The sequence below is a fragment of the Aminobacter sp. Piv2-1 genome (genome assembly GCF_037625995.1).
Classification (GTDB): domain Bacteria; phylum Pseudomonadota; class Alphaproteobacteria; order Rhizobiales; family Rhizobiaceae; genus Aminobacter.
In genome coordinates this window covers 1-26,662 of sequence record NZ_JARKMU010000014.1, presented here as the reverse complement: position 1 = coordinate 26,662, position 26,662 = coordinate 1, and the positions used below count along the sequence as shown (strand labels likewise).

The window sequence follows — 26,662 nt, the reverse complement described above, 5'->3', positions numbered from 1 at the left end:
AATTCGGCTTGCGCCCTACCGTTCGGCCTCGTGTTCCGCCCACAGATCCGGGCGCCGTTCCTTGGTCAGCTTCTCCGCCTCGGCCCGGCGCCATTTGGCGATCTTGCCGTGATTGCCGGAGGTGAGCACCTCGGGGATCGGCCGCCCCTCGAATTCCTGCGGCCGGGTGTAGTGGGGGTGTTCCAAAAGCCCGCCCTCGAAACTCTCCTCTTCGCCTGACGACTCGTTGCCCATCACGCCCGGCAGCAGCCGCACGATCGCGTCGAGCAGCACGAGAGCCGCTGGCTCGCCGCCGGACAGGATGAAATCGCCGATCGAAATCTCTTCAAGCTCGCGGGCGTCGATCACCCGCTGGTCGACACCCTCGAAGCGGCCGCACAGGATGACGGCGCCCGGCCCGGCAGCCAGTTCGCGCACGCGATCCTGCGTCAATGGCTTGCCGCGCGGGCTCATCAGGATGCGCGGGCGCGGGTCGCCCGCGGGCGAGGCATGGTCGATCGCCTTGGCAATGATGTCGGCGCGCATCACCATGCCTGCGCCGCCACCGGCCGGCGTGTCGTCCACCGTGCGGTGCCTGTCGGTGGCGAAGTCGCGGATCTGCACCGCCTCCAGTGCCCAGTCGCCGCGCTCCATCGCGCGCCCCGCCAGTGACATCCCCAGCCCCCCCGGAAACATTTCCGGATAGAGCGTGAGTACGGTCGCGCGGAACATCAGCGGTTGCCCCCGGCGTCCTTCGGTCCCCGCGCGCGCCTGCGCGTTTCGAACTCGCCGCCCTCGGGCGGCGGACCGAACTCGTCGTCTTCGCTGTCAACCAGCCCTGCGGCAACGGTGTCGATGCCGACGAAGCCGCCGGCGATGTCGACCACCGGCACGGCCGCTTCGGTGAACGGGATCAGCACGCCCTTTCGACCCTGGTAGTGGATGTCGAGGATGTCGCCGCCGCCGAAATTCTGCACGGCGATCACCTTGCCGACCGTGGCGCCGGTCTCGTCGCGCACCTCCAGCCCCATCAGGTCGGTGTGGTAGAACTCGCCGTCGTCGGCGTCGTCGGGCAGCGCCGAACGCTCGACGAACAGTTCGACATTGGTCAGCGCCTCGGCCGCGTTGCGGTCGTTGACGCCCTTGAAGCGCACCACCACCATGTTGTTGGCGGGGCGGATGTCGATGATCTCCAGGCTGCGGCCGTCCTTGGTGTAGAGCAGCCCGTAGTCGGCCAGCGCCAGCGGATCGCCGGTGAAGGTCTTCACCCTGAGTTCGCCCTTGATGCCGTGGGCGGCGCCGATCACGGCCATCTGCACCGGATTGTTGAGTTTGGCCATCGCCGCTTCACCGCTTGCTAACTTCGTCTGGTCCACACTGACTTATTCAATCGGACCCCCGCTGCCAATGCAGGAATTCCTCATCGCCGCAAAACCCGACCTGCAGGGCGCGCGCGAGCGCTGGCTGAAGGCGCTCGCCGGCGAGCGGCGCCTGTCGGCACTGACGGTCGAGGCCTACGAGCGCGACACCCGCCAGTTCCTGCAGTTCCTGACCGGCCACAATGGCGGCCCGCCCGGCATCGCCGACATCCGCGACCTGCGCCCGGCCGACCTGCGCGGTTTCCTCGCCTCGCGCCGCGCCAACGGCGCCGGCGCCCGCACCCTCGGCCGCGGGTTGGCCGGCGTGCGCTCGCTGCTGCGCTTCCTCGAACGCGAGGGCCTGGTCAATGCCGCCGGCTCCGCGGCGCTGCGTGCGCCGAAGCAGCCGAAATCCCTGCCCAAACCTTTGACGGCGGCCGACGCCAAGCGTGTCGTCTCGGTCGGCGAGCAGCTCGCCGAGGAGCCGTGGATCGCCGCCCGCAACGCCGCCCTGCTCACCCTGCTCTACGGGTCGGGCCTGCGCATATCCGAAGCGCTGGGCCTCGCTGGCGCCGAACTCGCCTCGCCCGCCGACACGGTGCTGCGCATCACCGGCAAGGGGGGCAAGACGCGACTGGTTCCGGTGCTGCCGGTCGCCCTCCAGGCGGTCGCCGAATACCGGAAGCTCTGTCCCTACCATCTCGGCGCCGACGGCGCGCTGTTCCGCGGCGCCCGCGGAGGCCCGCTCGACCCGGCGATCATCCAGCGCGAGATGCGCAAGCTGCGCTCGGCCCTCAACCTGCCCGACACCGCGACCCCGCATGCGCTGCGCCACTCCTTCGCCACGCATCTGCTCGGCCGCGGCGGCGACCTGAGGACGATCCAGGAACTGCTCGGCCACGCCAGCCTCTCAACCACCCAGGTCTATACCGGCGTCGACACCTCCCGCCTGCTCGAGGTCTACGAGGCCGCCCACCCACGCGCCTGAGGCAAGACGGGCAGCAGCGGCGGCGAGACGCACAATTGTCACTGCGCCATTAACCGTTTTGCCGCTTTTGGCCGCTACAGCTTCGGCATGAAACGTTTCGTCGCCTTCGCCGACCGTGCGTCGCTCACCTCGCTGAAGCTGCTTGCAGCGTTCAACGTGCTGTTCTTCATCCTGTTCTTCGCGGTTGCCTTCCTGCTTGCCACCCAGGCCCGCGCCCAGGCGCCGGTCTGCACCGGCACGGACATGCTGGCCGACCTCGCCAAGAGCGACCCGGCGCTGCTCGAAAAGATCGAGGCCGAGGCGAAGAAGACCGTCAACGGCGAGGGCCTGCTCTGGAAGCTGGAGAAGCCCGGCCGCGAGCCGTCCTGGCTCTACGGCACCATGCACGTCACCGACCCGCGCGTCACCACGCTGGAGCCGGCCGCGCAAAAAGCGTTCGACGCGTCGAAGACCTTTGTCATGGAGACCACCGACGTGCTGGACCAGAAGGCGATGCTCGCCGGCCTGATGCAGCAGCCCGACCTGATGATGTTCACCGACAGTACGACGCTGCGCTCGCTGCTATCGGCCGAGGACGCCAAGATCGTCAACGCCGCGCTCGAGGCGCGCGGCATCCCCCCGGCAAGCGTGGCCAAGATGAAGCCGTGGATGCTGTCATCGATGGTGGCATTGCCGGCCTGCGAGCTCACCCGCAAGGCGGGAGGCGCGCCGGTCCTCGACATCTTGCTGGCGCAGCAGGCCAAGGCCGCCGGCAAGGAGGTCAAGGGCCTCGAGAGCGCCGCGGACCAGCTCCGCGCCATGGCCTCGCTGCCGATGCAGTTCCACATCCAGGGGCTGGTCGAGACGCTCAAGCTCGGCGACCGCATGGACGACGTCATCGAAACCATGGTGGTGCTCTACCAGCGCGGCGAAACCGGCAAGTTCTGGCCGCTGTTCCGCAACGCGCTGCCCTCCGGCAGCACCTCAGAAGCGGAGGGCTACGGCGCTTTCGAGCAGGCGATGGTGGTGGCGCGCAACAAGACCATGGTCGAGCGCGGCGCGCCGATCCTCGGCGAGGGCGGCGCCTTCATGGCGGTCGGCGCGCTGCACCTGCCCGGCCCGGACGGGCTGGTCGAACTGTTCCGCAAGGCGGGCTTCACCGTCAGCGTCGCCGACCGCTAGAGCGATTCCGCTTTTCCTCGAATTGCGAAAACGCTCTATCACCTTGTTTTGACGCAATTCCGGACGGAAAACCGCATCACACTTTTCCTGGAATTGCTTGAGCGCCGGCATTGGCGACCTGCGCCAGCATCGCCGGCACGATGACCCGGTGGAACGGCATGACGACCGCGAGATAGGCGCGCCCGAACCGGTTGTGCGGCCTGACCAGCGTCGATGCGCTGACCTCCTGCCGTCCCTCGCCGAGATCCTCGACCTCGACCAGCAGCCGGAAGTCGAGATGCCGATCGTCGAGCCCGAGCACGACCCGAGACGTCGACTGGCTGAAAACGGGAAACATCCCCACCCGCTGCAGCCGCGGCAGGACCTCGGCCGGCCGGGTCTTCAGGCCGAATGGCCGGACAATCAGGTTGCGCAGCGCCATCAGCCCGCCGATCCCAGGCCCGACGGTTGCCGAAGGCCCGCCTGGCGGAGGTCGCCGCGTCAAGGGCCTGTCCGGTCACCACAATGGCGAAGCGGTCGGAGAAACTCGCGCCGGGAAGCAGTTCGTCGGTGCTGGGAAGGCTCGGCAACTGAGGCATGTCACGGATCCCCGATGGCAGAACGGGCCGAACGTAGCCCGCCTTGGAGGCTTTTGCGGCGTGGCGAAACGCCGCCGCGGCTGCGTTCGTTTCCAAAATTTCACGCCATTGTGAAACCGAAAGCCAATTCGCGCGTTGATTGCGGTGTTCACGCAATGATTGCGGAGCATAGCTGAGGGAGACTCTTAATGGTGAACAATCCAGATCCAGGCCGCCCACCTGCACGCCAGTCCAACATGGGCAGCACATGGCTGATAGCCATCATCGTCGTGCTGCTCGCGGCTGTGGCCTATTACATATTCGGTCCGAAGACAGGTGAAGCACCTGCACCGGCGGAGCCGCCCGCGGCAAGCACGCCTGCTCCTGCCCCCGAACCGGCCCCGGCGCCTTCGACCACCGCGCCGGCCCCGGCCGAGCCCGCGCCTTCCGGCGGCGGCACCACGGCTCCTGCACCTTCGGGCGGCTGACAGCCGGCACAAAAGCAAAACGGCCCGCTCACCGAGCGGGCCGTTTCGTGTCGGGAACTCTACCCGGCGCCTACATGTGGATCGGCTTGAAGAAGGTGGCGAGTGCCGCCTCCTTCACCGCTTCCGACATGGTCGGATGGGCATGGCAGGTGCGGCCGAGATCCTCGGACGAGCCGCCGAACTCCATCAGCACCGCAGCCTCGTGGATCATCTCGCCGGCGCCAAAGCCGACGATGTGCACGCCCAGGACCCTGTCGCTGTCCTTGTCGGCCAGAACCTTGACGAAGCCGTCGGTGTGCAGCATGGCGCGCGCCCTGCCGTTGGCCGTGAACGGGAATTTGCCCACCTTGTAGGCTGTGCCGGCCTTCTTGAGCTCTTCCTCGGTCTTGCCGACGGACGCCACTTCCGGGCTGGTGTAGACCACGCCGGGAATGACGTCGTAGTTCACATGGCCGGCCTGGCCGGCGATGATCTCGGCAACCGCCACGCCCTCGTCCTCGGCCTTGTGCGCCAGCATCGGGCCGGCGACCACGTCGCCAATGGCGTAGATGCCGGCGACGTTGGTGCGCAGGTGGCCGTCGGTCTTGACCCGGCCACGCTCGTCCATCTCGACGCCGGCCTCCTTGAGGCCGAGTCCGTCGGTGTAGGGCTTGCGGCCGGTGGCGACCAGCACGACGTCGGCCTCGATGGTCTCGGGAGCGCCGCCCTTGACCGGCTCGAAGGTCACGGTCGCGCCCTTCTTGGCTTTGGCGGCACCGGTCACCTTGGAGCCGAGCTTGAACTCGAAGCCCTGCTTGGCGAGCATGCGCTGGAATTGCTTGGCGACGTCGCCGTCCATGCCGCCCAGGATGGTGTCGAGATACTCGACCACCGTCACCTTGGCGCCGAGGCGCGCCCACACCGAGCCGAGCTCGAGGCCGATGACGCCGCCGCCGACGACGACCAGGTGGCCGGGAACCTTCTCCAGCTCCAGCGCGCCGGTGGACGAGACGATCACCTTCTCGTCGAAGGCGACATCAACGCCCGGAATGCCGGCAACGTCGGAGCCCGTGGCGATGACGATGTTCCTGGTCTCGATCTCCTGGGTCTTGCCGTCGTCGCCGACCACGGCAACCTTGCCGGCGCCCAGCACCTTGCCGGTGCCCTTGAAGCTGTCGATCTTGTTCTTCTTGAACAGGAACGACACGCCGGTGACGTTGGCTGCGACGGTGGCGTCCTTGTGCGCCATCATCTTGCCGAGGTTGAGCTTCGGCGTGCCGACCTCGACGCCGAGCGCGTCGAACGAGTGCTGCGCCTCGGCCAGCATTTCCGAGGCATGCAGCAGCGCCTTGGAGGGGATGCAGCCGATGTTCAGGCAGGTGCCGCCGAACGTGTCGCGCTTCTCGATCACGGCCGTCTTCAGGCCGAGCTGTGCCGCCTTGATGGCGCACACATAGCCGCCGGGGCCGGATCCGATGACGACGACATCATATGCCATGTTCTTGTCCTTCTCTTGGGGGCGGTCAGCGGCCGCCGCTCACGTTCAAAATCGAGCCCGTCGTATATGAGGCCGCGTCCGACAAAAGCCAAATCACTGCCTGGGCAACTTCTTCCGCCTTGCCTTCGCGCTTCATCGGAACTGCGCCGCGAATGGCTGCGATGCGGTCGGGCTGTCCGCCCGACGCGTGGATTTCGGTGTCGATGATGCCGGGACGCACCGCGTTCACCCTGACGCCCTCGGTCGCGACCTCGCGCGCCAGGCCGATGGTGAAGGTGTCGATCGCCCCCTTGGAGGCGGCATAGTCGACATATTCGCCCGGCGAGCCGAGCGTTGCGGCCGCCGAGGAGATGTTGACGATCGCGCCGCCCGCGCCACCGTGCAGGGACGACATGCGCTTGACCGCCTCGCGGGCGCACAGGATCGAACCGATGACGTTTATGCGCATCATGCGCTCCAGCCGGGCGGCACTCATCTCGTCGACGCGCGCCTTCATGTCGACCACGCCAGCATTGTTGACGAAGGCGTCGAGCCTGCCGAAGGTCCGGTCGACCTCGGCGAACATGGCGAGCACGTCTGCCTCGCTGCCGACGTCGCCCTTGATCGCAATGGCCTCGCCGCCGGCAGCTTCAAGCTCCGCGACCAACACGTTCGCCGCCGCCTCGTTGGCGGCGTAGTTGAGCGCCACGCGGTACCCTGCCGCGACGGCCAGCCGGCAGATGGCGGCACCTATGCCGCGGCTGCCGCCGGTCACCAGCAGGACTTTGCCCCGAGCGCTCATTCCTGGCACCCCTGCAGCTCGAACACGTCCCATGGCACTTTCGAAAAGCCAGCCGGCCCGTAGGCGGCCGACATGCGCAGGGAATGGCCGAGATCCGGGAAGATCAGCTGCCTGGGCGCCGCCGACCCGGTTTTCTCGCGTGGCAGCAGCGAAACCCTGCCCTGTTCGTCGACGCTGTAGATCACGCCCTGCCACACCGTGCAGGCGTCCAGCTCCTCGCCGGTCACGTCGCCTTCGGGGCACTGGTACATCAGCATGCCGTTGGGCCGCCCGACCTCGGCCGACCACATCACGACGCCGTCGAGCACGATGGAATTGTCCAGCACCATCTTGAAGCTGTTGGTGACGGCGGCCGATTCCAGCGTCGGGCGGAAGTCGATCGACGCCGCCTTGTCGCGGTCGCCATAGACCGAGAGCTCGATCGGGCATGCGGCAATGGCCGGCATCGCCGACAGCATCGCAACAGCCGGGATCAGAGCCGCCAATCGCATCAGCCGGCCTGCACCGTTGCGAGCTTCACGCCAAGCCCGATGAAGATCATGCCGGTCGCCTTGTTGAACCAGCGGCCCCAGGCAACGAAGCGATCGCGCACCGACGCCATGGTAAGGAACATCGACACGCCGACGAACCAGGCGATCAGCACCACGGCCATCAGCAGGCCGTAGACGCCCTTCACCACAGCCGGCGTCTCGTGGCTGACCATTGCCGTGAACAGGGGCAGGAAGAACAGCACCGCCTTGGGATTGAGCGCGTTGGTCACGAACCCCATCAGGAAGCAGCGCATGGCCGAAATGGTCTTCGGGGCGTCGGCTCCGTCCCGCACGTCGACCGCGCCCAGTTCCATCGGGCCGGCGCGCAGCGCCTTGATGCCGAGATAGAGAAGATAGGCCGCACCCGCCCACTTCAGCATGGAAAACAGCAAGAGCGACTTCGACACGATCAGCCCGATGCCGAGGATGGTGTAGCTGACGTGGAACAGCAGCGACGTACCGATGCCGAAGCTGGTGATGATGGCGGCGCGGCGGCCATGCACCACGCTCTGGCGCACGACCATGACGAAGTCGGCGCCCGGCACCACCATCAGCACCGAAAACACCGCCAGCAGGCCAGCGAATTCGAAGGCGTATTGCATCATGCGTCGTCGCTCCCGGCCTGCGCGCCCAACGGCGCGTTGAATGCCCAGACATGCCCGAACGGATCCTGGATCTTGGCGTAACGAGCGCCCCAGAACATGTCGTCCGGCTGCATCGCGACCCTCGCTCCGGCGGCAACCGCGCGCTCGACGGCGGCGTCGATCTCACCAGGCAGCTTCAGGTTGATGTTGACGGTCATGCCGGCGCCGCCCCTGGTCAGCGGCGACAGTACGTCGGTACCGAACTCCGGAAACTCGTCGTGCAGCATCACCTCGCTGCCGAACATGGCGAGGTTGGCATGCAGCACGCGCACGCCGTCCTCGGCCATCTGCTCGAAGGTCTCGACGGCGTCGAACGCCTTCTCGTAGAAGGCGATCGCTTCCTTGCCGCCCTTGACGCAGAGATGCACCTGGATCGGGGGAATGTCCGGTTCGAAGGCCATGAGCCGGTCCTTTCGGCGAGCGCAACCAGAGCGGGCTTTTTTTCAAGCCCGCTCTACACGCTTGTGCCTCAGAGGTCGAGAACCAGACGCTCCGGATCTTCCAGGCTGTCCTTGACGCGGACCAGGAAGGTCACGGCTTCCTTGCCGTCGACGATGCGGTGATCGTAGCTGAGCGCGAGATACATCATCGGACGGATGACGATCTGGCCGCCGACCACGACCGGACGGTCCTGGATCTTGTGCATGCCGAGGATGCCCGACTGCGGTGCGTTCAGGATCGGGGTCGACATCAGCGAGCCGTAGACGCCGCCGTTGGAGATCGTGAAGGTGCCGCCCTGCATGTCGGCGACCGACAGCTTGCCATCGCGCGCGGCGAGGCCGAGGCGGCCGATTTCCTTCTCGATCTCGGCGATCGACATCTGGTCGGCATCGCGCACGACAGGAACCACCAGTCCCTTGTCCGTGCCGACGGCGACGCCGACATGGGCAAAGTTCTTGTAGATGATGTCGGTGCCGTCGATCTCGGCGTTGACCGCCGGGATCTCCTTCAGCGCATGCGTCACCGCCTTGGTGAAGAAGCCCATGAAGCCGAGCTTCACGCCGTGCTTCTTCTCGAACACGTCCTTGTACTTCGAGCGCAGCGCCATCACCGCGCTCATGTCCACCTCATTGAAGGTGGTCAGCATGGCGGCCGTCGATTGCGCCTCCTTGAGGCGGCGGGCGATCGTCTGGCGCAGCTTGGTCATGCGCACGCGCTCTTCGCGCGGGGCGTCCTCGGCGCTCGACGGCGCGCGCGCGGCAACCGGTGCCGGAGCGGCCGGCGTCGAGGCGGGGGCGGTAATGCCCTTGGCGATGGCGTCGAGCACGTCGCCCTTGAGAACCTGGCCGCGCTTGCCGGAGCCGGCGACCTGGTCGACCGCGATGTTGGCCTCGGCGAGCAGCTTGGCCGCAGCCGGGGCCGGCGGCATCTTGCGCTCCTCGATGGGCGGGGCACCGGCGACGGAAGCGGTCTGGGCGACTGCCTCCTTGACGGTCGAGGCGGCGGTCGGTGCCGAAGCCTGGGCAACGGCCTCGGGCTTCGTCGCGGGCGCGCCATTGCCGGCGGCAATGGTACCGAGCAGGGCTGCGACGCCGACGGTCTCGCCTTCCTTGACGGTCTGCTCGGCCAGCACGCCGGCAGCCGGGGCCGGCACTTCGATGGTGACCTTGTCGGTCTCGAGTTCGACCAGCGGCTCGTCGGCGGCGATCACGTCGCCGACCTTCTTGAACCACTTGCCGATGGTCGCCTCAGATACGGATTCGCCGAGGGTGGGGACACGGATTTCGGTAGCCATTTTTTGCCTGTCCGTTTTCTTGAAGTTATTCGCCGAGGGCGTCGTCGAGGAATGCCTGCAGCTGCGCCAGGTGCTTGGACATCAGGCCTGTCGCCGGGGAGGCGGCGGCCGGACGGCCGGTGTAGCGCACGCGCTGGTGCTTGGCGTCGATATGGGCGAGCACCCATTCGAGATACGGGTCGATGAACGACCACGCACCCATGTTCTTGGGCTCTTCCTGGCACCACACCATCTCCGCGTTGCGGAAGCGGCTGAGCTCGGTGATCAGCGCTTTGGCCGGGAACGGGTAGAGCTGCTCGACGCGCAGCAGGTAGATGTCGTCGATGCCGCGCTTCTCGCGCTCCTCGTAGAGGTCGTAATAGACCTTGCCCGTGCAGAGCACGACGCGACGGATCTTCGAATCCTTGACCAGCTTGATCGGCTCGTTGCCGAGATACTGGGCATCGTCCCACAGCAGGCGGTGGAACGAGCTCTCGCCCGAAATCTCCGACAGCGAAGACACCGCCCGCTTGTGGCGCAGCAGCGACTTCGGCGTCATCAGGATCAGCGGCTTGCGGAAGTCGCGCTTCAGCTGCCGGCGCAGGATGTGGAAATAGTTGGCCGGCGTCGTGACGTTGGCCACCTGCATGTTGTCTTCGGCGCAAAGCTGGAGGAAGCGTTCGAGGCGCGCCGAGGAGTGCTCGGGCCCCTGGCCCTCATAGCCGTGCGGCAACAGGCAGACGAGGCCCGACATGCGCAGCCACTTGCGCTCGCCCGACGAGATGAACTGGTCGAACACCACCTGGGCGCCGTTGGCGAAGTCGCCGAACTGGGCTTCCCACAAGGTCAGCGCCTTGGGCTCGGCGAGCGAGTAGCCATATTCGAAGCCGAGCACGGCTTCTTCCGAGAGCATCGAGTTGATGACCTCGTAGCCGGCCTGTGCCGCCGACAGGTTGTTGAGCGGGATGTAGCGGTTCTCGTCGCGCTGATCGTAGAGCACGGTGTGGCGCTGCGAGAAGGTGCCACGCTCGGAATCCTGGCCCGACAGGCGGATCGGATTGCCGTCGAGCAGGATCGAGCCGAACGCCAGCGATTCCGCCGTCGCCCAGTCGAGGCCTTCGCCCGATTCGATCGCCTGGCGGCGGTTCTCGAGGAAGCGCGCGATGGTGCGGTGGACCTCGAAGTCCTTCGGCACCTCGGTCAGCTTCTTGCCGATCTCCTTCAGCGTCTTCACCGGCACGGCGGTCTTGCCGCGGCGCAGCTCGTCCTGGTTGTCGGCGGCACGCAGGCCCGACCACTGACCGTCGAGCCAATCGGCCTTGTTCGGCTTGTAGGCCTGGCCGGCCTCGAACTCGGTCTCGAGGTTGGCGCGCCAGTCGGCACGCATCTGGTCGACCTCGGACTGGTTCAGCAGGCCCTCGCTGATCAGCTTGTCCGCATAGACCTGCACCACCGTCTTATGGGTGCGGATCGAACGGTACATGATCGGCTGGGTGAAGCCCGGCTCGTCGCCTTCGTTGTGGCCGAAGCGGCGGTAGCAGAACATGTCCACCACGACGGGCTTGTGGAACTTCATTCGGAATTCGGTCGCAACCTTGGCCGCGAACACGACGGCTTCCGGATCGTCGCCGTTGACGTGGAAGATCGGCGCCTCGATCATCTTCGCCACATCCGACGGATAGGGCGACGAGCGCGAGAAGCGCGGATTGGTGGTGAAGCCGATCTGGTTGTTGATGATGACGTGCAGCGTGCCGGCGACGCGGTGGCCGCGCAGGCCCGACAGTCCGAGGATTTCGGCGATCACGCCCTGGCCGGCAAACGCCGCATCGCCGTGCAGCAGAAGCGGCATGACCTTGGCGCGCTCTTCCTGCGGCACGATCTCGCCGCGGGCGCGGCCGAACAGCTGGTCCTGCTTGGCGCGGGCCTTGCCCATCACCACCGGATCGACGATTTCGAGATGCGAGGGGTTGGCGGTCAGCGACAGGTGCACCTTGTTGCCGTCGAACTCGCGGTCCGACGAGGCGCCGAGATGATACTTCACGTCGCCCGAGCCTTCGACGTCGTCGGGCGCGTAGGAGCCGCCCTTGAACTCGTGGAACACGGCGCGGTGCGGCTTGGCCATGACGTTGGTCAAGACGTTGAGGCGGCCGCGGTGGGCCATGCCGAGCACGACTTCGTTGAGGCCGAGCGCGCCGCCGCGCTTGATGATCTGCTCGAGCGCCGGGATCAGCGACTCGCCGCCGTCGAGGCCGAAGCGCTTGGTGCCCTTGTACTTGACGTCGATGAACTGCTCGAAGCCCTCGGCCTCGATCAGCTTGGACAGGATCGCCTTCTTGCCCTCGGCGGTGAACGCGATGGCCTTGTCCGGACCCTCGATGCGGGCCTGGATCCACGCCTTCTCTTCGGGATCGGAGATATGCATGAATTCGACGCCGAGCGTCGAGCAATAGGTGCGCTTCAGGATCTCGAGCATGTCGCGGATGGTCGCGTATTCGAGGCCGAGCACATGGTCGATGAAGATCGGGCGGTCGTAGTCGGCCGCGGTGAAGCCGTAGGCCTCGGGCGACAGCTCGTTGTAGTCCTCGAGCGGCTTGGCGATGCCGAGCGGGTCGAGATTGGCGTGCAGGTGGCCGCGCATGCGGTAGGCGCGGATCATCATGATGGCGCGCACGGAATCGCGCGTTGCCTGGAGCACGTCGATCGGCGACGGCTTGACGCCCTCGGCGGCGGCCTTGTCCCTGACCTTCTTCTCGACGACCTTCTCGACCAGGCCCCAGTTACCGTCGAGCGCCGAGACCAGTTCGCCATTGGCCTGCAGCGGCCAGCTCGGCCGCGACCAGGATGCGCCCTTGGCGTTCTTGCGGATGTCGCCGGCGTCGTCCTTCAGGGCGCCGAAGAAATCGCGCCATTCAGCGTCGACCGATTCAGGGTCGTCGAGATAGGCGGCGTGCAGCGCCTCGATATAGTCGGCGTTGCCGCCATAGAGGAACGAGGTGAGGGAAAATTGGTCGTTGGCCTGATCTGATCGTGCCATCTTTGTCCTGCGGAGCCTCTGGCTCCGTCTCCTTTTTGAAAGGGAGTAGGGGAGGAAGGCAGTAGGGCGAAAGGTGCGATCACCTGCTGCCCTGTTGCCCTACTCCCCTATTGCGTTAGCCCTTGATCGCCTCGACCAGCGTGGTGCCGAGACGTGCCGGCGACGGCGACACGCGGATGCCCGCTGCCTCCATGGCCGCGATCTTGTCCTCGGCGCCGCCCTTGCCGCCCGAGATCACCGCGCCCGCGTGGCCCATGGTGCGGCCTTCCGGTGCGGTACGTCCGGCGATGAAGCCGGCCATCGGCTTCTTGCGGCCGCGCTTGGCCTCGTCGATGAGGAACTGCGCTGCGTCCTCTTCGGCCGAGCCGCCGATTTCGCCGATCATGATGATCGACTTGGTCTCTTCGTCGGCCAGGAACATCTCGAGCATGTCGATGAATTCCGTGCCCTTGACCGGGTCGCCGCCGATGCCGACGGCCGTCGTCTGGCCGAGGCCGGCATTGGTGGTCTGGAACACCGCTTCATAGGTAAGCGTTCCCGAGCGCGAGACAACGCCGACCGAACCCTTGCGGAAGATGTTGCCCGGCATGATGCCGATCTTGCACTGGTCGGGCGTCACGATGCCCGGGCAGTTCGGGCCGATCAGGCGCGACGACGAGCGGTCGAGGCGTGCCTTGACCTTGATCATGTCGGTGACCGGGATGCCCTCGGTGATGCAGACGATCAGCGGGATCTCGGCTTCGATCGCCTCGATGATGGCCTCGGCGGCACCTGCCGGCGGGACATAGACCACGGACGCGTTGGCGCCGGTCTTTTCCTTGCCTTCGGCAACGGACGCGAAGATCGGCAGGGTCTCGCCCTTGGCGCCGGTCCAGTTGTCGCCGCCCTTCTTGGGGTGGATGCCGCCGACCATCTTGGTGCCGTGATAGGCCAGCGCCTGTTCGGTGTGGAACGTGCCGGTCTTGCCGGTCAGGCCCTGCACCAGGATCTTGGTGTTCTTGTCGATGAGAATGGACATGGATTAGTTCCCCTTCACCGCAGCGACGATCTTCTTCGCCGCGTCGTCGAGGTCGTCGGCCGAGGTGACGTTCAGCCCGCTCTCGTTGATGATCTTCTTGCCGAGTTCGGCATTGGTGCCTTCGAGGCGCACGACCAGCGGGACCTTGAGGCCCACTTCCTTGACCGCCGCGATAACGCCTTCGGCGATGACATCGCACTTCATGATGCCACCGAAGATGTTGATCAGGATGCCTTCGACCGCGGGGTCCGCGGTGATGATCTTGAACGCCGCGGTCACCTTCTCCTTCGAAGCGCCGCCGCCGACGTCGAGGAAGTTGGCAGGCTCTGCGCCGTAGAGCTTGATGATGTCCATCGTCGCCATCGCGAGGCCCGCGCCGTTGACCATGCAGCCGATGTTGCCGTCGAGCGCGACATAGGCGAGGTCATACTTCGACGCCTCGATTTCCTTGGCGTCTTCCTCGGTCGTGTCGCGCAGCTCGGTCACGTCGGCATGGCGGAACAGCGCGTTGTTGTCGAACGAGATCTTGGCGTCGAGAACGCGCAGGCGGCCGTTGGTCATGACGATCAGCGGGTTGACCTCGAGCAGGCTCATGTCCTTCTCGACGAACGCCTTGTAGAGGATCGGGAACAGCGTCTCGCCGTCCTTGGCAGCCTCGCCCGAGAGCTTCAGCGCCTCGTTGAGCTTGGCGACGTCGGCAGCCGTCACGCCGGCTTCCGGGTCGATCGCAACCGTGATGATCTTCTCGGGCGTGTCATGGGCTACGGCCTCGATGTCCATGCCGCCTTCGGTCGAGACGACGAAGGCGATGCGGCCGACCGAACGGTCGACCAGGATCGACAGATAGAGCTCACGGTCGATGTCGGCGCCGTCCTCGATGTAGAGGCGGTTGACCTGCTTGCCGGCCGGGCCGGTCTGCTTGGTCACCAGCGTATTGCCGAGCATCTCCCTGGAGAAGGCAACGACCTCTTCAATCGACTTGGCCAGACGTACGCCGCCCTTGGCGTCGGCGGGCAGTTCCTTGAACTTGCCCTTGCCGCGGCCGCCGGCGTGGATCTGGCTCTTCACGACGTAGAGCGGACCGGGCAGGCTCTTCGCCGCGGCCTCGGCTTCCTCGACCTTGAAGACCGGCACGCCGTCGGCGACTGGCGCACCATAGCCCTTGAGCAGCTGCTTGCCCTGATATTCGTGGATGTTCATCGAAACCCCCTTACTTCTTGCCGAGGTTCGGCGCGATCGCCACGCAGGCGTCGCAGAGGCCCTTCACGGCCTCGACCGACTTCTCGAACATCTTCTGCTCGGCCTTGTTGAAATCGAGCTCGATGACGCGCTCGACGCCACCGGCGCCGATCACCACCGGCACGCCGACATACATGTCCTTGATGCCATACTGGCCCGACAGGTGCGTGGCGCAGGGCAGGACGCGCTTCTTGTCCTTGAGGTAGGATTCGGCCATGGCAATCGCCGACGAGGCCGGCGCATAGTAGGCCGAGCCGGTCTTGAGCAGGCCGACGATCTCGCCGCCGCCCTTGCGGGTGCGCTCGACGATGGCGTCGAGCTTCTCCTGGCTGGTCCAGCCCATCTTGACGAGGTCCGGCAGCGGGATGCCGGCGACGGTCGAGTAGCGCACCAGCGGCACCATGTCGTCGCCGTGGCCGCCGAGCGTCATGGCCGAGACGTCCTCGACCGAGACCTTGAACTCCTCGGACAGGAAATAGCGGAAGCGGGCCGAATCGAGCACGCCGGCCATGCCGACGACGTGGCTCTTGGGCAGGCCCGAGAACTTCTGCAGCGCCCACACCATAGCGTCGAGCGGGTTGGTGATGCAGATGACGAAGGCCTTCGGCGCGTATTTCTTGATGCCGGCGCCGACCTGTTCCATGACCTTGAGGTTGATGCCGAGCAGGTCGTCGCGGCTCATGCCGGGCTTGCGCGGCACGCCGGCGGTGACGATGCAGACGTCGGCGCCCTCGATCCCGGCATAGTCGTTGACGCCGGTGTAGCGCGAGTCGAAGCCGTCGACCGTCGAGGACTGGGCGATATCCAGGCCCTTGCCCTGCGGAATGCCCTCGGCGATGTCGAACAGAACCACGTCGCCGAGGTCCTTGAGGCCGACCATATGGGCGAGCGTGCCGCCAATCATGCCCGAGCCGATGAGGGCTATCTTGTTACGTGCCATGAAGGAATTTCCCTTTGCCTTTGACGACGCCGTGACGGCGGGGTGAAACAGGTTTGGGCGATGAGGCCGCCGGGATGCGGCCAAAATGAGCAGCTCGCAATAGACCTGCGATCGAAAATATTCAACCGATTATTTCCTGCTCAATTTTTTCAATCGGTTAGATACTTCGGGATTTACGTAAACGTCAAAGTTTTGTGACAAGAATGCAAACGGAAAGTGAAGAAACGTCGATGTCAGAGATCTTCATACGATGGCTGATGCCTCGCGACGCATCCCTTATCGGCAACGTCGCCGGGGATGCGCGGCGCCGTGGCAACCTGCCTCGCCGCGCGCGACCGACCGCCTTCCCTTCGTCGCGCTCGATGATGGCCAGGTTGTGGCCCAGGCGGCCGACATGATCCATCGCCAGGTCGAATGCCGACGGAGCTTTTATGTCGACGAGGTGGGGGGGCGCTTGGCCGGCAGCGCCGCTGCATCGCCGGCCGCCTCATGGATGTGCTCGTCGTGCGATCTCGACTGCGAGCAGTCGTGGCTCGGCAACGAGCGGATCCGGTCGAGACATTCGTCATGTCTATCCGCGACCCTGCGCCAGGACGGCCGGGGGCCTGCTGCCGCCGGCCGTTTTGGCCAAGCGGTGTGGGGAGCGCCGGCACGCGGGCAGCAAAACTTGCCCCGGCGGGCCGGGCACAAGAGCTCGAAATGCGTGACTAAGCGAGTTCGGCGATCGTCTTCTTCGCCCGTTGGATCGAGACCGGGCTCATCGACAGCTCGGTCAGGCCCATGCGGAGAAACACGGGGATGAGGTCCGGCCGACCGGCCGCCTCGCCGCACATGCCGACCATGATGCCGGCCGCCACCCCTGCCCGCGCCGTCATCTCGATCGCCGACATGACCGCGACATTGGTGACGTCGTTGAGCCTGGCGACGGTCGGGTTCAGCCGGTCGGCCGCCATGATGTATTGGGTGAGGTCGTTGGTGCCGATGGAGAAGAAGGCGACTTCCCTGGCCAACGCCGGCGCGATCAGCACGGCCGCCGGGGTCTCGATCATGACGCCGAGCTGGAACTCGCCGAAGGCAATCTTTTCGGCCGCGAGTTCGGCCTTGCAGGTCTCGATCAGGGCGCGCGCATCACGCACCTCGCCGATGTCGGAAACCATCGGCAGCATCACCTTGACGTTGCCGTGGACGGCCGCGCGCAAGAGCGCCCTGAGCTGCGGCTTGAAGATGCCGGGGCGGTCGAGGCACATGCGGATGCCGCGCCAGCCGAGGAACGGGTTCTCCTCGTCGGGGAACTCGATGCCAGAGATCGGCTTGTCGCCACCGATGTCGAGCGTGCGCACGATGACCGGATAGGGCGCGAAGGCCTTGGCCAGCGCCGCGTAGGTCTCGGCCTGCATGTCCTCCGACGGCAGGTGCATGTGGCGCATGAACAGAAGCTCGGTGCGGAACAGGCCGACGCCCATGGCGCCCGCTTCGCGGGCGGCGTCGATTTCCTCCAGCGAGCCGATATTGGCGGCCACCTCGATGACCGTGCCGTCGGCGCGGCGGGGGGTGGTGTCGCGGAACGCCTTCAGCGCCTCGCGTTCGCGTGCCGCCTCGTCGATGCGGACGCGGAAGCGTTCGAGCACCGCACCCTCGGGGTTGGCCACGACGTGGCCGCGATGCCCGTCGAGCGCAATCTCTCGCGCCTGAAGCAACTCATGCACCTGCGCGCCCAGGCCGAGCACGGCGGGAATGCCATGGGCTCGGGCGATGATGGCGATGTGCGAGGTTGCGCCGCCATGGCCGCAGACGATGCCGCCGATGCGCTTGAGCGGCGCGCGTGCCAGGTCCCATGCGCCGATGTCTTCGGCGATGAGGATGGCGCCCTCGGGAATGTCGTCGAGGCTGACGTCGGCCTGGCCGAGCAGCGCTAGGCAAATCTGGCGGCCGACCGACTGCACGTCGTCGGCGCGGGCGTTGAGATAGGGATCGTCCACTTGCCCGAACTGCGCCGCGATACGGGTGGCGGCGCCGATGACGGCGGTCACAGCGTCGCTGCCGCTGTTGATGGCGGTCGTGACCTCGTCGCGCAGTTCGTCGTCGGCGGCGATGTCGCGCAGGGCTGCGATGATGCCGCGGTCGTTGGCCGACAGGCTCTCGGAGGCGAGCGAAACGTTCATGCGGGCCTGGACGGCCTCGACGGCTTCGCTGAAACGCACGAGTTCGGCTTCCATCTCGCCCGCCGACAGCGTGCGGCGCTCCGGCTTGATCTCGGGCGGGAAGTGGGCGAAGGCAGCGCCCACCGCATAGCCTTCGGAGGCGGCGACGCCCTTCAGCGCGCCGGCGATCTCCTCCTCCAACGCTGCCGGCCTGGACGGCTCGACCTTGAGCGTCACGCCCGCGGCGGCCGCGGCATCCGGCTCGGCTGGCGCCTGCTCTTCGGCGAGGCCGGAAATCGGATTTTCGAGATAGCCGATCAGCGCCTCGACCGCCTCGATCTCGTCGGCACCCCTGGTGCGGATCGTCACCTCGTCGTTTTCCTTGACGGCGAGAAGCATCAGCTTGACCGCGCTCTTGGCGCTGGCCGACTTGCCGTCCTTGATGATCTCGACGTCGCTCTCGAAGCTCTTGGCGAGCTTGACGAAGCGGGTGGCGGGCCGGGCATGCAGCCCTTCATGCACTCTGACGATCGTCGAGCGTTCCATGGTCCGGTCTCTTGTTCGAGTTCAGTATAGCCGCGTCGGGCGCGGCAATCAGCGGCCGATGGTGATCGCGGCACCCGTCTTGAGCGCGGCGACGAGCAACTCGCCGTCGATTGCCGAGGCGCAGATCTCGCCCGGCCGCTCGGCGGCAACGGCGCCGTTGAAATTGATGACCACGTGGCCGATCTCGCGCACCTTGTTCCAGGCGCTGTCGCCCATCGCGGTGATGGTGCCCGAGAGGTCGCCGATGACGATGGCAACGCCCACGGCGGGGGCGGCGTCGCTGGGCCCGACCTCGGTCTTGTGCAGCACCGACACCTCGGCCAGTTCCGGCGGGGCGCCGTCGGCGAACAGGATCAGCACGCCGCCTTCGGCCAGCTCTGCCACTTCCGGTCCGATTGCCGTGATCTGCGTCTTGAGATGAACCGACATGTCGAAGCCTTTTCTCTGTGCCCCAGGCAGCGCCTGCCTTGGGCCGATGTATTTCGCCGGCAAATGACCGGCGACGAAGCATGCCGGGCGGCGAGCAAGAGCCCGCCGCCCGGACGGTCTCAGAAGACGACGACGCTGACCAGCCAGGCGATGAGCACCGACACCGGGCCCATGATCTGACGGCTGATCAAGACCGCCGGAACGCCGATCTCGATGGTCTTGGGCTTGGCTTCGCCCAGCGCCAGGCCGACCGGCACGAAATCGCAGCCGACCTGGGTGTTGTAGGCGAAGAGTGCCGGCAAGGCCATGGCAGGCGCGATCGTGCCGTTGGCGATCTGCGGGCCGATGATCGCCACGCCGATGACCTGGGCGATGACCGCGCCCGGCCCGAGGATGGGCGACAGGAACGGCAGGCCGCAGATGGCCGAGATGATCAGCAGGCCGATGATGTTGTTGGCCAGCGGTCCCATCGGCTGGGCGAGCACGTCGCCGATGCCGGTGTAGAGGATCAGGCCGATCAGCATCGTCACGAACGCCATGAACGGCAGGACGTTGCGGACGACCTGGTCGATGGTGCGGCGGCCGGCATTGAAGAAGATGCCGACGACGCGGCCCATGATGCGGCCGATGCCGGCGACGAGGCCGATGAAACCGCCCTCGCCGGAAGCCGCGGGCGGCACCTTGGCGGCGGCGGTCGCGAAGGACGCCGGGCTGGAATTATGCGCCGAGACGCCGGCCGACGTCACTGCCTCGGAACCGTCGGCCATGGCGATGTTGTCCTCCCTGACGCCTGACACGTAGATGTCCTCGGTGATGAACTGGGCGAGCGGACCCGCCTGCCCCACAGGAGTGAGGTTGACGGTTGGAATGCGCTTGCGCGGGTAGACGCCGCAGCGCGCAGTGCCGCCGCAATCGACGACCACGACCGCCATTTCGCCTTCGACCGGCGGCGACTTGAAGCCGTCGACCGCTTCGGCGCCGGTCATCTCGGCGATGCGCGCCGCGACCGGATGGATGCCGCCGCCGGTGACCGAAACCACCTTGTTGCGCTGCGAGGTCGGCTGCACGACCAGGGGGCCGCCCCAGCCGCTCTTGCCGCGGGAGATTTTGACTGCCTTGTAGGAATTGGCCATGTCTTCCTCCCCGCCTTACAGCTCGACGCCCTGGCGGCGCGCCATGATGGCGGTGATGCGCTCGGTCAGCATGCCCTTGAGCAGGATGACGACGAGGCCGACGATGGCGTACCAGATGGCAACCTGGATGTGGTAGCCGCCCGGCACCACGCCCTTCTTCTCGAGCTCGAGCAACGCCACCAGGATGCCGCCCCAGACGAAATATTCGCCGGGGTTGATGTGCGGGAACAGGCCGAGCGGCGGATGCACGTAGGACACGGCCGCGTCGTAGAAGGCGGGCTTGTGCTTTTCTTCCAGGAACGAGCCGAAGGTGTAGGCCATCGGGTTGGTGAGGAAAAAGACCGACAGAAGCGGCAGAAGCGTATAGCGCGTCAGCGCGATGCGGCCGGCGCCGCGGGCGATGCCGTGGACCCTCTCCTCGCCGACGAGTTCGGTCAGCGCATAGAAGGCGGTCATCAGCACGACGAGCGTGGGGATGATGCCTGTAACGAAGCCGGCGAAAACCTCGCCGCCCTTCTGGAAAATGCCGATGAAATACTTGCCGATGCTGGTGAGCCAGCCGAGCTGCTCCTCCTGCGCGACGGTGTTGAGCTTTTCCTTGAACTGCTCGACGGTGATGTCGCTGCTCGCCTGGGCGAGCACGACGAGATCGTTCGCCGCTCCCTTGACGGCCAGCTTGCCGTGAATTGCAGCATCCGTGGCCATTGAACCCGCCACATGCAGGTTCTGCACGGCCATGTCGGCATGCTGCGCCAACATAGTCAGGACTGACATTTCTCCTCCTTGATATCCTCGCCCCGACGAGGCTTCCGCCCCGAAGGCTGCCTCCCTAAGTACGCACTGGCTCGAGGCCCGACAGGCCGGGCCCCTTCGGCTCGAGCCGTGCACGGTCGATCTGCTCGACCGCCTTCTTCACGGCTTCCGCCACACCGGCTTCCCCCTCTCCCAGGACCGCGGGATTGGACCGGAGCTGATCGAGGGTCATGCCCTCGAGATTTTCGTGCCGGCGGAACTTGGCGAAGACCGAGCGGCCGGTCATCGTCAGCAGTCGCCGGACCACCAGATCGGGCGTGACCACCGCCAGCGCGATCGTGCCCTTGCCGAAACGGCCGCGGCAATTGCCGGCACCGACATAGCCGTCCTGGTATTTCTCGGTGATGCCCTTGAAGACGTCGGAATAGTGCCGCATCTGCAGCCAGACGCCGAGCGACTGCAGCGCCCAGACGAGCGCCAAAAGCAGCAATCCCCATTGCCAGATCGCCATAGGGCCCTTCCTCCCGAAGCCTCCAGAGCGCGGCCGGAAGCCCGGCCGCTCACATATCGATCAAAGAACATTTGTCTTTATAAATGTCAATATGTATAAGTTGAAACGACCCGGAAGCGGGAGGCAGTTCACCGCGGGCGTTTTGGTATGTCGCCCGGCGGTGCTATCTTCCCTCGGTCAGGAGCGCAGCGACGATGGATCTTTTCTTCAAGAACGAAATGGCTCTCGTTCCCGACCTCGGCCACCGGCTGAGGCAGCTGCGCTGGTTCCGCGCAACCTTCCGCAACAGCGCCCGTGCCGTGAGCGCGCGCTACGGCATCCGCTTCGAGATCGACGAGAAGAAGCTCACCCGCATCTTCCTCGACTGGGTCGAGATCGTGAACGCGCAGAAATCCTATGCGCGGCTGGACCGGGCCGACTTCATCGTCTTTGCCGCGGGGCTGGCGCTCAAGGAACTGATCAGACGGTCGCCGGTGCGTGCGGGCGATACGGCGGCGGCCCTCGCCGAAGAGACGCCTGAAATCGTCCGGTTCTGGCCCGAAGGGTTCGTCTACACCAACTATTGCGTCTGCGCGATCGCAGCCGTCTTCGAGCAGGAATTCGGCAGCGCGCCGAAGCTCGACGCCTGCGCCGACGATCTCAGGACCTGGTGGTCCTACAAGGAGAACACCGCCGAGGTGCCGAGCTACGCGGTCGCCTATCTCGACCGCTTCCTCGGCGCCGAGCCCAACTGGCTGGCGCCCGACCTGCCGGAAGAGCGCAGCGCCATGCAGCGCGCGCTTTCCTCTCCACCCAAGCCGCAGGCCATCGGCCGGGGCTGATCGCATACCGAAACGAATGCAGCGGCTGGCGGGCCCATCCGACCAGGCCATGCCGTCGCATCGGCGACCCAAGGATTTCAGGAGACGAGCTTGCCCAACGACAGCCTGGTGATTTTCGACTGCGACGGCGTGCTGGTCGACAGCGAACCCCTGGCCGCACTCGCCTATGAGCGCGCCTATGCCAAGAACGGTTTGCCGATCAAGGCGGAGGTCGTCGCCCACGGCGTCGGCATGAAGCAGGCCGACATCATCCGGAAGATCCACGAACTCACCGGACACCTCCTACCCGAGCATGCCACCGACGACATCTGGGGCGAGACCAGGGCGCTGTTCACCGAACGGCTGGAATCGACCCGCGGCCTGCCTGCCTTCCTTGCAGAATTGAAGGCTGCCCGCTGCGTGGCGTCCTCCTCGTCGATGGAGCGCATCAACCACAGCCTTGCCGTCACCGGCCTGGCCGAACATTTCGGTGCGGCGATCTTCAGCTCGTCGATGGTGAAGAACGGCAAGCCCGCACCCGACATCTTCCTCTTCGCAGCCGAGAAGATGGGCTTTGCGCCGTCGCGCTGCCTGGTGATCGAGGATTCGCGCTACGGCGTGCAGGGCGCCGTCTCGGCAGGCATGACCGCGATCGGCTATGTCGGCGGCGGCCATACCCACGACGGCCACGGCCCGGAGCTTCTGGCTTCTGGCGCTGCGGCCGTCTGCGGCAGCTGGGACGAGGTCGCGGCAGAGCTGCGTGGGCGCGGGCTTATCTGAGACGGTCCGATGTGAGGGGCAGTTGGGCGACGGTCGCGCCGCCCCTCACCTGCCTGCGGCACCCTCTCCCCGCCTGCGGGGAGAGGGTAAGAGTGAGGGGCAATATGACGGGCTGGCCCGGCGGCGCTTACGCCCGCGCCATCTCCAGCAGGATCTTCAGCACCTGTTCGCGGCGCTCGACCTGCGGCATGTGGCCGGTGGCCGCAAAGACGTGCAATGCCACCTCGCCGGGAAGCCCCAGCGACTGGCTCGCCGGGATGATCCGGTCGTTGGCGCCGACGATCATGCGGACAGGAATGCGCAAGGCGGCGATCAGCCCCCTGATGTCGAAGGTCTGGGTGCCGTCAGCGAAGAAGCGGTCGGCGATCTCGGCCTGCGCGGTACGCAGTTCGCTGTCCGCCGCCTGCGCCAGCGTGGCATTGACGAAAGGCTTCGACAGCACCTGCTCGTCGGCGACCAGCTGCTTTAGCCACGGCATCAGGCTGGATTCGCTCCTGGCCCGCACGAAGCCCTGCAGGAAGGCGCCGTTGATCTCGGGGCCGAGGCCGGCCGGCGCGATCAGCGCCAGCGCGCGCACGTCGGCATGACCGCGCGCGGCGACGGTTGTCGCCACGGCACCACCGAAGGAATGGCCGACCAGCAGCACCGGTCCGACATCAAGCGCAGCAAGGGTTGCCTCGACATCGGCGGCGATGGCGTCGAGGTCGGCGGGCGCCCGGCGCGGTGAGCCGCCATGTCCGGGCAGGTCGAGCGCCAGCAGCAGCGCGCCGACGGGACCTGCCGCCAGCATCGGCCGCCAGCTGTTGAGGTCGGCGCCGAAGCCGTGGATCAGCACGATCGGACGGCCTTCGCCCTGTCGCAGCCATGCGAAGTTCAGCGGTGCCGTCTCACCGGCCCGCTGGGGCGCCGGTCGCGGCTGGGAGGATGCCGGCGACCTGGAAACTACGGGGGCTGGCTTCGCCAGGGCGGGTGCTTCAACTTGCGCCGGAATTGCCGCCTCGACGTCCTTGCGCATGACACGGCCCTTGGGCCCGGATCCCGAGATGGCGTCGAGCGTCAGCCCTGCCTCCGCCGCGAGGCGGCGGGCCAACGGCGTGGCGCGCGTGCCGTTGGATGGCATGTTGGTGGATGGCATGCCGGGCGCTGCTTTTGCCATCACGATTTCGGGCACGGCCGTGGCCGGTGCTGCCGCGACGGGTGCGATTGCCTGCGCGGGCTCGGCAGCAACGTCCTTAGCCGGCTTTGTTGCCTCGCCTTCGGCATAAATCCAGGCGACGGCTTCGCCGACCGGGATGTCGATGCCTTCCTTGCCGGTGATATCGCGGATGGTGCCGGTGGCCGGTGCGTCGATTTCCATCGCCGCCTTGTCGGTTTCGATCTCGAACAAAAGGTCGCCCTTCTTGACCACGGCACCCTCGTCGACGAACCAGCGCGAGATGCGCCCGGTCGCCATGTCCATGTCGACCTTGGGCAGGATGACTTCGACCGGCATGGCCTAGCGGCTCCCAGCGGCGAGACTGCGCGCAGCGGCCAGTATGTCGGGCACCTGCGGCACGGTCGCCTTTTCCAGTTCCGGATTGTAGGGCACCGGCGTCTCGGCGCCGCCGAGGCGGACGATCGGCGCGTCGAGGAAGTCGAAGGCCTCGCTCTCGGCGATCATGGCACTGACCTCGGCGCCGACGCCGAGCGTCTTCACGCCCTCATAGACGCAGAGCAGCCGCGACGTCTTCTTGACGCTTTCGATGACGGTTTCCTTATCCATGGGTCTTACGGTGCGCAGGTCGACGACTTCGACGTCGATGCCTTCGGCCTCCAGCGTCCGGGCCGCCTCGAGCGCCTTGTGCACCATGATCGAGGTGGCGACGATGGTGAGGTCGCGGCCCTCGCGGCGGATCTCGGCCTTGCCGATCGGCACGGTGTAATAGCCCTCGGGCACCGGGCCCTTGGTTTTGTAGAGCAGCTTGTGCTCGAAGATCATCACCGGGTCCGGATCGGCGACGGCAGCGAGCAGCATGCCCTTGGCGTCGTGCGGTGTCGCCGGCTGGATGACCTTGAGGCCCGGCACGTGGCCGAGCCATGCCTCCAGGCTCTGGCTGTGCTGGGCGGCAGCGCCCGTGCCGGAGCCTGCGGGAAAGCGCATGACCACGGGCACCGACACCGCGCCGCCGAGCATGTAGCGCATCTTGGCGGCCTGGTTGACGATCTGCTCCATGGCGAGCGTGGCAAAGTCGGAAAACTGGAACTCGAAGATAGGACGCAAGCCTGTCACCGCAGCGCCCACGGCGACGCCGGCGCCCCCGAGTTCCGAGATCGGCGTATCGATAACGCGGTCGGCGCCAAAGCGCTCGACGAGGTCGCCCGTCACCTGGAAGGCACCGCCATAAACGCCGATGTCCTCGCCCATCAGGAACACGCGCTCGTCGGTCTCCATGGCAATCGCCATGGCTTCCTGGATCGCCTGGGCATAGCTCAGCTCGCGCACGGCCTGATCCATTTACGCGGTCTCCGTATAGACGTAGCGCTCGAGGTTGCGGATCTCGGGTGCCGGGCTTGCCTTGGCGAACTCGATGCCGTCGGCGATTTCGTTGCGCACTGCCTCGCGGATGGTCCTGATTCCGGTCATGTCGATGATGCCGAACTCCATCAACTCGTTTTCGAAGCGGACGATGGGATCGCGGTTGGTCATCCAGTCCTCGATCTCTTCCTTGGTCCGGTAGCGGTTGCGGTCGCTCTTGGAGTGGCCGCGATAGCGGTAGGTCTTGGACTCGATCAGCGTCGGCCCTTCCCCTGCCCTGGCGCGGCGCACCGCTTCGTGGCTGGCTTCTGCGACTTCGGACAGCACGTTGCCGTCGACGATCACGCCCGGCATCGAATAGGCGGCGGCACGGTCGGCGACATTGGGCACCGCCGTTGAGCGGGCCATCGAGGTCGACATGCCGTAGCCGTTGTTCTCGCAGACGAAGATAACCGGCAGCTTCCACAGCGAGGCCATGTTGAGCGCCTCGTGGAAGGCACCTTCGTTGTTGGCGCCGTCGCCGAAGAAGGAGATGACCACGCGGTCCGACTTCAGGCGCTTGGCCGTCAGCGCCGCACCCACGGCGATCGGGATGCCGCCGCCTACGATGCCGTTGGCGCCGAGATTGCCCGTCGTCACGTCGGCGATGTGCATCGAGCCGCCGCGGCCGCGGCAATAGCCCGTGGTCTTGCCGAAGAACTCGGCAAACATCTTCGACACTTCCGCGCCCTTGGCGATGCAGTGGCCATGACCGCGATGGGTCGAGGTGATCTGGTCGTCGTTGGTCAGCGGCATGCAGATGCCCATGGCGCTCGCTTCCTGGCCGATGGACAGGTGCATGGTGCCGTGGATCAGGCCGCGCATGTAGGACTCTTCCGCGCCCTCTTCGAACTGGCGGATGAGATACATCTTGTGCAGCGCCTCTTTCAGCCTGTCGGCGCTGTATTCCCGGTAGATGAAGGGCAGGTTGGCGCCCGCCGGCAGGTTCTTGGTCTTAGCCTGGGCCACGATCAAGCCTCCGCTCCATAGACCAGCCTGTCCTGTCGTGCCCTGAGCTCGGCGATCTTCGAGCCGGGCGCGACGGCGGCGTTGGCGGTGGTGATGAGCTCGCCCTTCCTGATCGGGGCGGTGACGGTGCCGCCCTGC

26 protein-coding genes and 1 pseudogene are annotated in these 26,662 nt (G+C 66.2%); 5 read left to right on the top strand and 22 right to left on the bottom strand.

Annotation, left to right across the window (positions count from 1 at the left end; genetic code table 11):
- Positions 1-15 precede the first annotated feature (15 nt).
- Together trmD and rimM are read right to left on the bottom strand one after the other, a co-directional pair.
- Entirely contained in the window at positions 16-714 is a 699-nt protein-coding gene (gene trmD, locus AmiPiv_RS21885) for a tRNA (guanosine(37)-N1)-methyltransferase TrmD (protein ID WP_340041099.1), read from the bottom strand.
- Positions 711-1,319, bottom strand: coding sequence for a ribosome maturation factor RimM (gene rimM / locus AmiPiv_RS21880; protein WP_340040823.1), 609 nt, complete (start codon positions 1,317-1,319; stop codon positions 711-713). Before rimM ends, trmD begins: the two co-directional genes overlap by 4 nt.
- Before the next feature lie 67 nt (positions 1,320-1,386).
- Between rimM and AmiPiv_RS21875 the strand changes: the two genes are divergently transcribed.
- Positions 1,387-2,325, top strand: coding sequence for a tyrosine recombinase XerC (locus AmiPiv_RS21875; protein WP_340040821.1), 939 nt, complete (start codon positions 1,387-1,389; stop codon positions 2,323-2,325).
- A gap of 87 nt (positions 2,326-2,412) precedes the next feature.
- Positions 2,413-3,486 carry a TraB/GumN family protein gene (locus tag AmiPiv_RS21870; RefSeq protein ID WP_340040819.1) on the top strand — a complete coding sequence of 358 codons (1,074 nt, stop codon included), beginning with the start codon at positions 2,413-2,415 and terminating at the stop codon, positions 3,484-3,486.
- Between the two features lie 76 nt (positions 3,487-3,562).
- On the opposite strand, the gene AmiPiv_RS21865 is transcribed toward AmiPiv_RS21870, so the two are convergent.
- A complete protein-coding gene (locus AmiPiv_RS21865) occupies positions 3,563-3,907 on the bottom strand; it encodes a DUF2867 domain-containing protein (RefSeq protein ID WP_340040817.1) in 345 nt (114 codons plus the stop codon).
- Between the two features lie 345 nt (positions 3,908-4,252).
- On the opposite strand from AmiPiv_RS21865, the gene AmiPiv_RS21860 reads away from it, so the two are divergent.
- Positions 4,253-4,531: a hypothetical protein gene (locus AmiPiv_RS21860; RefSeq protein WP_340040816.1), complete on the top strand. Its 279-nt coding sequence runs from the start codon at positions 4,253-4,255 to the stop codon at positions 4,529-4,531.
- Between the two features lie 70 nt (positions 4,532-4,601).
- On the opposite strand, the gene lpdA is transcribed toward AmiPiv_RS21860, so the two are convergent.
- The 15 genes from lpdA to AmiPiv_RS21785 all read right to left on the bottom strand — a co-directional run bounded on the left by lpdA (position 4,602) and on the right by AmiPiv_RS21785 (position 21,421).
- The gene (gene lpdA, locus AmiPiv_RS21855) at positions 4,602-6,008 is read right to left on the bottom strand and encodes a dihydrolipoyl dehydrogenase (protein ID WP_340040814.1); all 1,407 of its coding nucleotides are present in this window, start codon (positions 6,006-6,008) and stop codon (positions 4,602-4,604) included.
- Positions 6,009-6,033: 25 nt separating this feature from the next.
- Entirely contained in the window at positions 6,034-6,789 is a 756-nt protein-coding gene (locus AmiPiv_RS21850) for an SDR family oxidoreductase (RefSeq protein WP_340040812.1), read from the bottom strand.
- Positions 6,786-7,280: a hypothetical protein gene (locus AmiPiv_RS21845; RefSeq protein WP_340040810.1), complete on the bottom strand. Its 495-nt coding sequence runs from the start codon at positions 7,278-7,280 to the stop codon at positions 6,786-6,788. The genes AmiPiv_RS21850 and AmiPiv_RS21845 overlap by 4 nt, the downstream gene beginning before the upstream one ends.
- On the bottom strand, positions 7,280-7,921 hold the full coding sequence (locus AmiPiv_RS21840; RefSeq protein WP_340041097.1) for a LysE family transporter: 642 nt from the start codon (positions 7,919-7,921) through the stop codon (positions 7,280-7,282). Before AmiPiv_RS21840 ends, AmiPiv_RS21845 begins: the two co-directional genes overlap by 1 nt.
- Positions 7,921-8,364, bottom strand: a complete 444-nt coding sequence (locus AmiPiv_RS21835) for a VOC family protein (RefSeq protein ID WP_340040808.1) — start codon at positions 8,362-8,364, stop codon at positions 7,921-7,923. The genes AmiPiv_RS21840 and AmiPiv_RS21835 overlap by 1 nt, the downstream gene beginning before the upstream one ends.
- Before the next feature lie 68 nt (positions 8,365-8,432).
- Complete coding sequence (gene odhB, locus AmiPiv_RS21830; RefSeq protein WP_340040806.1) at positions 8,433-9,698, bottom strand: 2-oxoglutarate dehydrogenase complex dihydrolipoyllysine-residue succinyltransferase; 1,266 nt, start codon at positions 9,696-9,698, stop codon at positions 8,433-8,435.
- Positions 9,699-9,723: 25 nt separating this feature from the next.
- On the bottom strand, positions 9,724-12,711 hold the full coding sequence (locus tag AmiPiv_RS21825) for a 2-oxoglutarate dehydrogenase E1 component (protein WP_340040804.1): 2,988 nt from the start codon (positions 12,709-12,711) through the stop codon (positions 9,724-9,726).
- A 115-nt stretch (positions 12,712-12,826) separates the two neighbouring features.
- Complete coding sequence (gene sucD, locus AmiPiv_RS21820) at positions 12,827-13,729, bottom strand: succinate--CoA ligase subunit alpha (protein ID WP_340040802.1); 903 nt, start codon at positions 13,727-13,729, stop codon at positions 12,827-12,829.
- Positions 13,730-13,732: 3 nt separating this feature from the next.
- A complete protein-coding gene (gene sucC / locus AmiPiv_RS21815; RefSeq protein WP_340040801.1) occupies positions 13,733-14,929 on the bottom strand; it encodes an ADP-forming succinate--CoA ligase subunit beta in 1,197 nt (398 codons plus the stop codon).
- Positions 14,930-14,939: 10 nt separating this feature from the next.
- Complete coding sequence (gene mdh / locus AmiPiv_RS21810; protein ID WP_340040800.1) at positions 14,940-15,908, bottom strand: malate dehydrogenase; 969 nt, start codon at positions 15,906-15,908, stop codon at positions 14,940-14,942.
- A gap of 707 nt (positions 15,909-16,615) precedes the next feature.
- Positions 16,616-18,595: a phosphoenolpyruvate--protein phosphotransferase gene (gene ptsP / locus AmiPiv_RS21805; RefSeq protein WP_340040799.1), complete on the bottom strand. Its 1,980-nt coding sequence runs from the start codon at positions 18,593-18,595 to the stop codon at positions 16,616-16,618.
- A 48-nt stretch (positions 18,596-18,643) separates the two neighbouring features.
- Complete coding sequence (locus AmiPiv_RS21800) at positions 18,644-19,024, bottom strand: PTS glucitol/sorbitol transporter subunit IIA (protein ID WP_340040798.1); 381 nt, start codon at positions 19,022-19,024, stop codon at positions 18,644-18,646.
- A gap of 119 nt (positions 19,025-19,143) precedes the next feature.
- Positions 19,144-20,157, bottom strand: coding sequence for a PTS glucitol/sorbitol transporter subunit IIB (srlE, locus tag AmiPiv_RS21795; RefSeq protein ID WP_340040796.1), 1,014 nt, complete (start codon positions 20,155-20,157; stop codon positions 19,144-19,146).
- A gap of 15 nt (positions 20,158-20,172) precedes the next feature.
- Positions 20,173-20,931, bottom strand: a complete 759-nt coding sequence (srlA, locus tag AmiPiv_RS21790) for a PTS glucitol/sorbitol transporter subunit IIC (protein WP_340040794.1) — start codon at positions 20,929-20,931, stop codon at positions 20,173-20,175.
- Positions 20,932-20,986: 55 nt separating this feature from the next.
- A complete protein-coding gene (locus tag AmiPiv_RS21785; RefSeq protein ID WP_340040792.1) occupies positions 20,987-21,421 on the bottom strand; it encodes a transcriptional regulator GutM in 435 nt (144 codons plus the stop codon).
- A gap of 194 nt (positions 21,422-21,615) precedes the next feature.
- Here AmiPiv_RS21785 and AmiPiv_RS21780 point away from each other — a divergent pair, with 194 nt between their 5' ends.
- On the top strand, positions 21,616-22,242 hold the full coding sequence (locus AmiPiv_RS21780) for a hypothetical protein (RefSeq protein ID WP_340040790.1): 627 nt from the start codon (positions 21,616-21,618) through the stop codon (positions 22,240-22,242).
- Between the two features lie 90 nt (positions 22,243-22,332).
- Positions 22,333-23,001, top strand: coding sequence for an HAD family hydrolase (locus tag AmiPiv_RS21775; RefSeq protein ID WP_340040788.1), 669 nt, complete (start codon positions 22,333-22,335; stop codon positions 22,999-23,001).
- A gap of 127 nt (positions 23,002-23,128) precedes the next feature.
- Here AmiPiv_RS21775 and AmiPiv_RS21770 read toward each other — a convergent pair whose 3' ends face one another.
- From AmiPiv_RS21770 to AmiPiv_RS21755, 4 genes and pseudogenes are all read right to left on the bottom strand, one after another.
- Entirely contained in the window at positions 23,129-24,493 is a 1,365-nt protein-coding gene (locus tag AmiPiv_RS21770; RefSeq protein WP_340040786.1) for an acetoin dehydrogenase dihydrolipoyllysine-residue acetyltransferase subunit, read from the bottom strand.
- Between the two features lie 3 nt (positions 24,494-24,496).
- Positions 24,497-25,495 (bottom strand): alpha-ketoacid dehydrogenase subunit beta, encoded by a 999-nt coding sequence (locus tag AmiPiv_RS21765; protein ID WP_340040784.1) that lies wholly within the window; start codon positions 25,493-25,495, stop codon positions 24,497-24,499.
- Entirely contained in the window at positions 25,496-26,524 is a 1,029-nt protein-coding gene (locus AmiPiv_RS21760; RefSeq protein ID WP_340040782.1) for a thiamine pyrophosphate-dependent dehydrogenase E1 component subunit alpha, read from the bottom strand. It abuts the gene before it with no gap.
- 2 nt (positions 26,525-26,526) lie between these two features.
- Positions 26,527-26,662 (bottom strand): annotated as a pseudogene (locus AmiPiv_RS21755) (homoserine dehydrogenase); the annotation flags it as partial.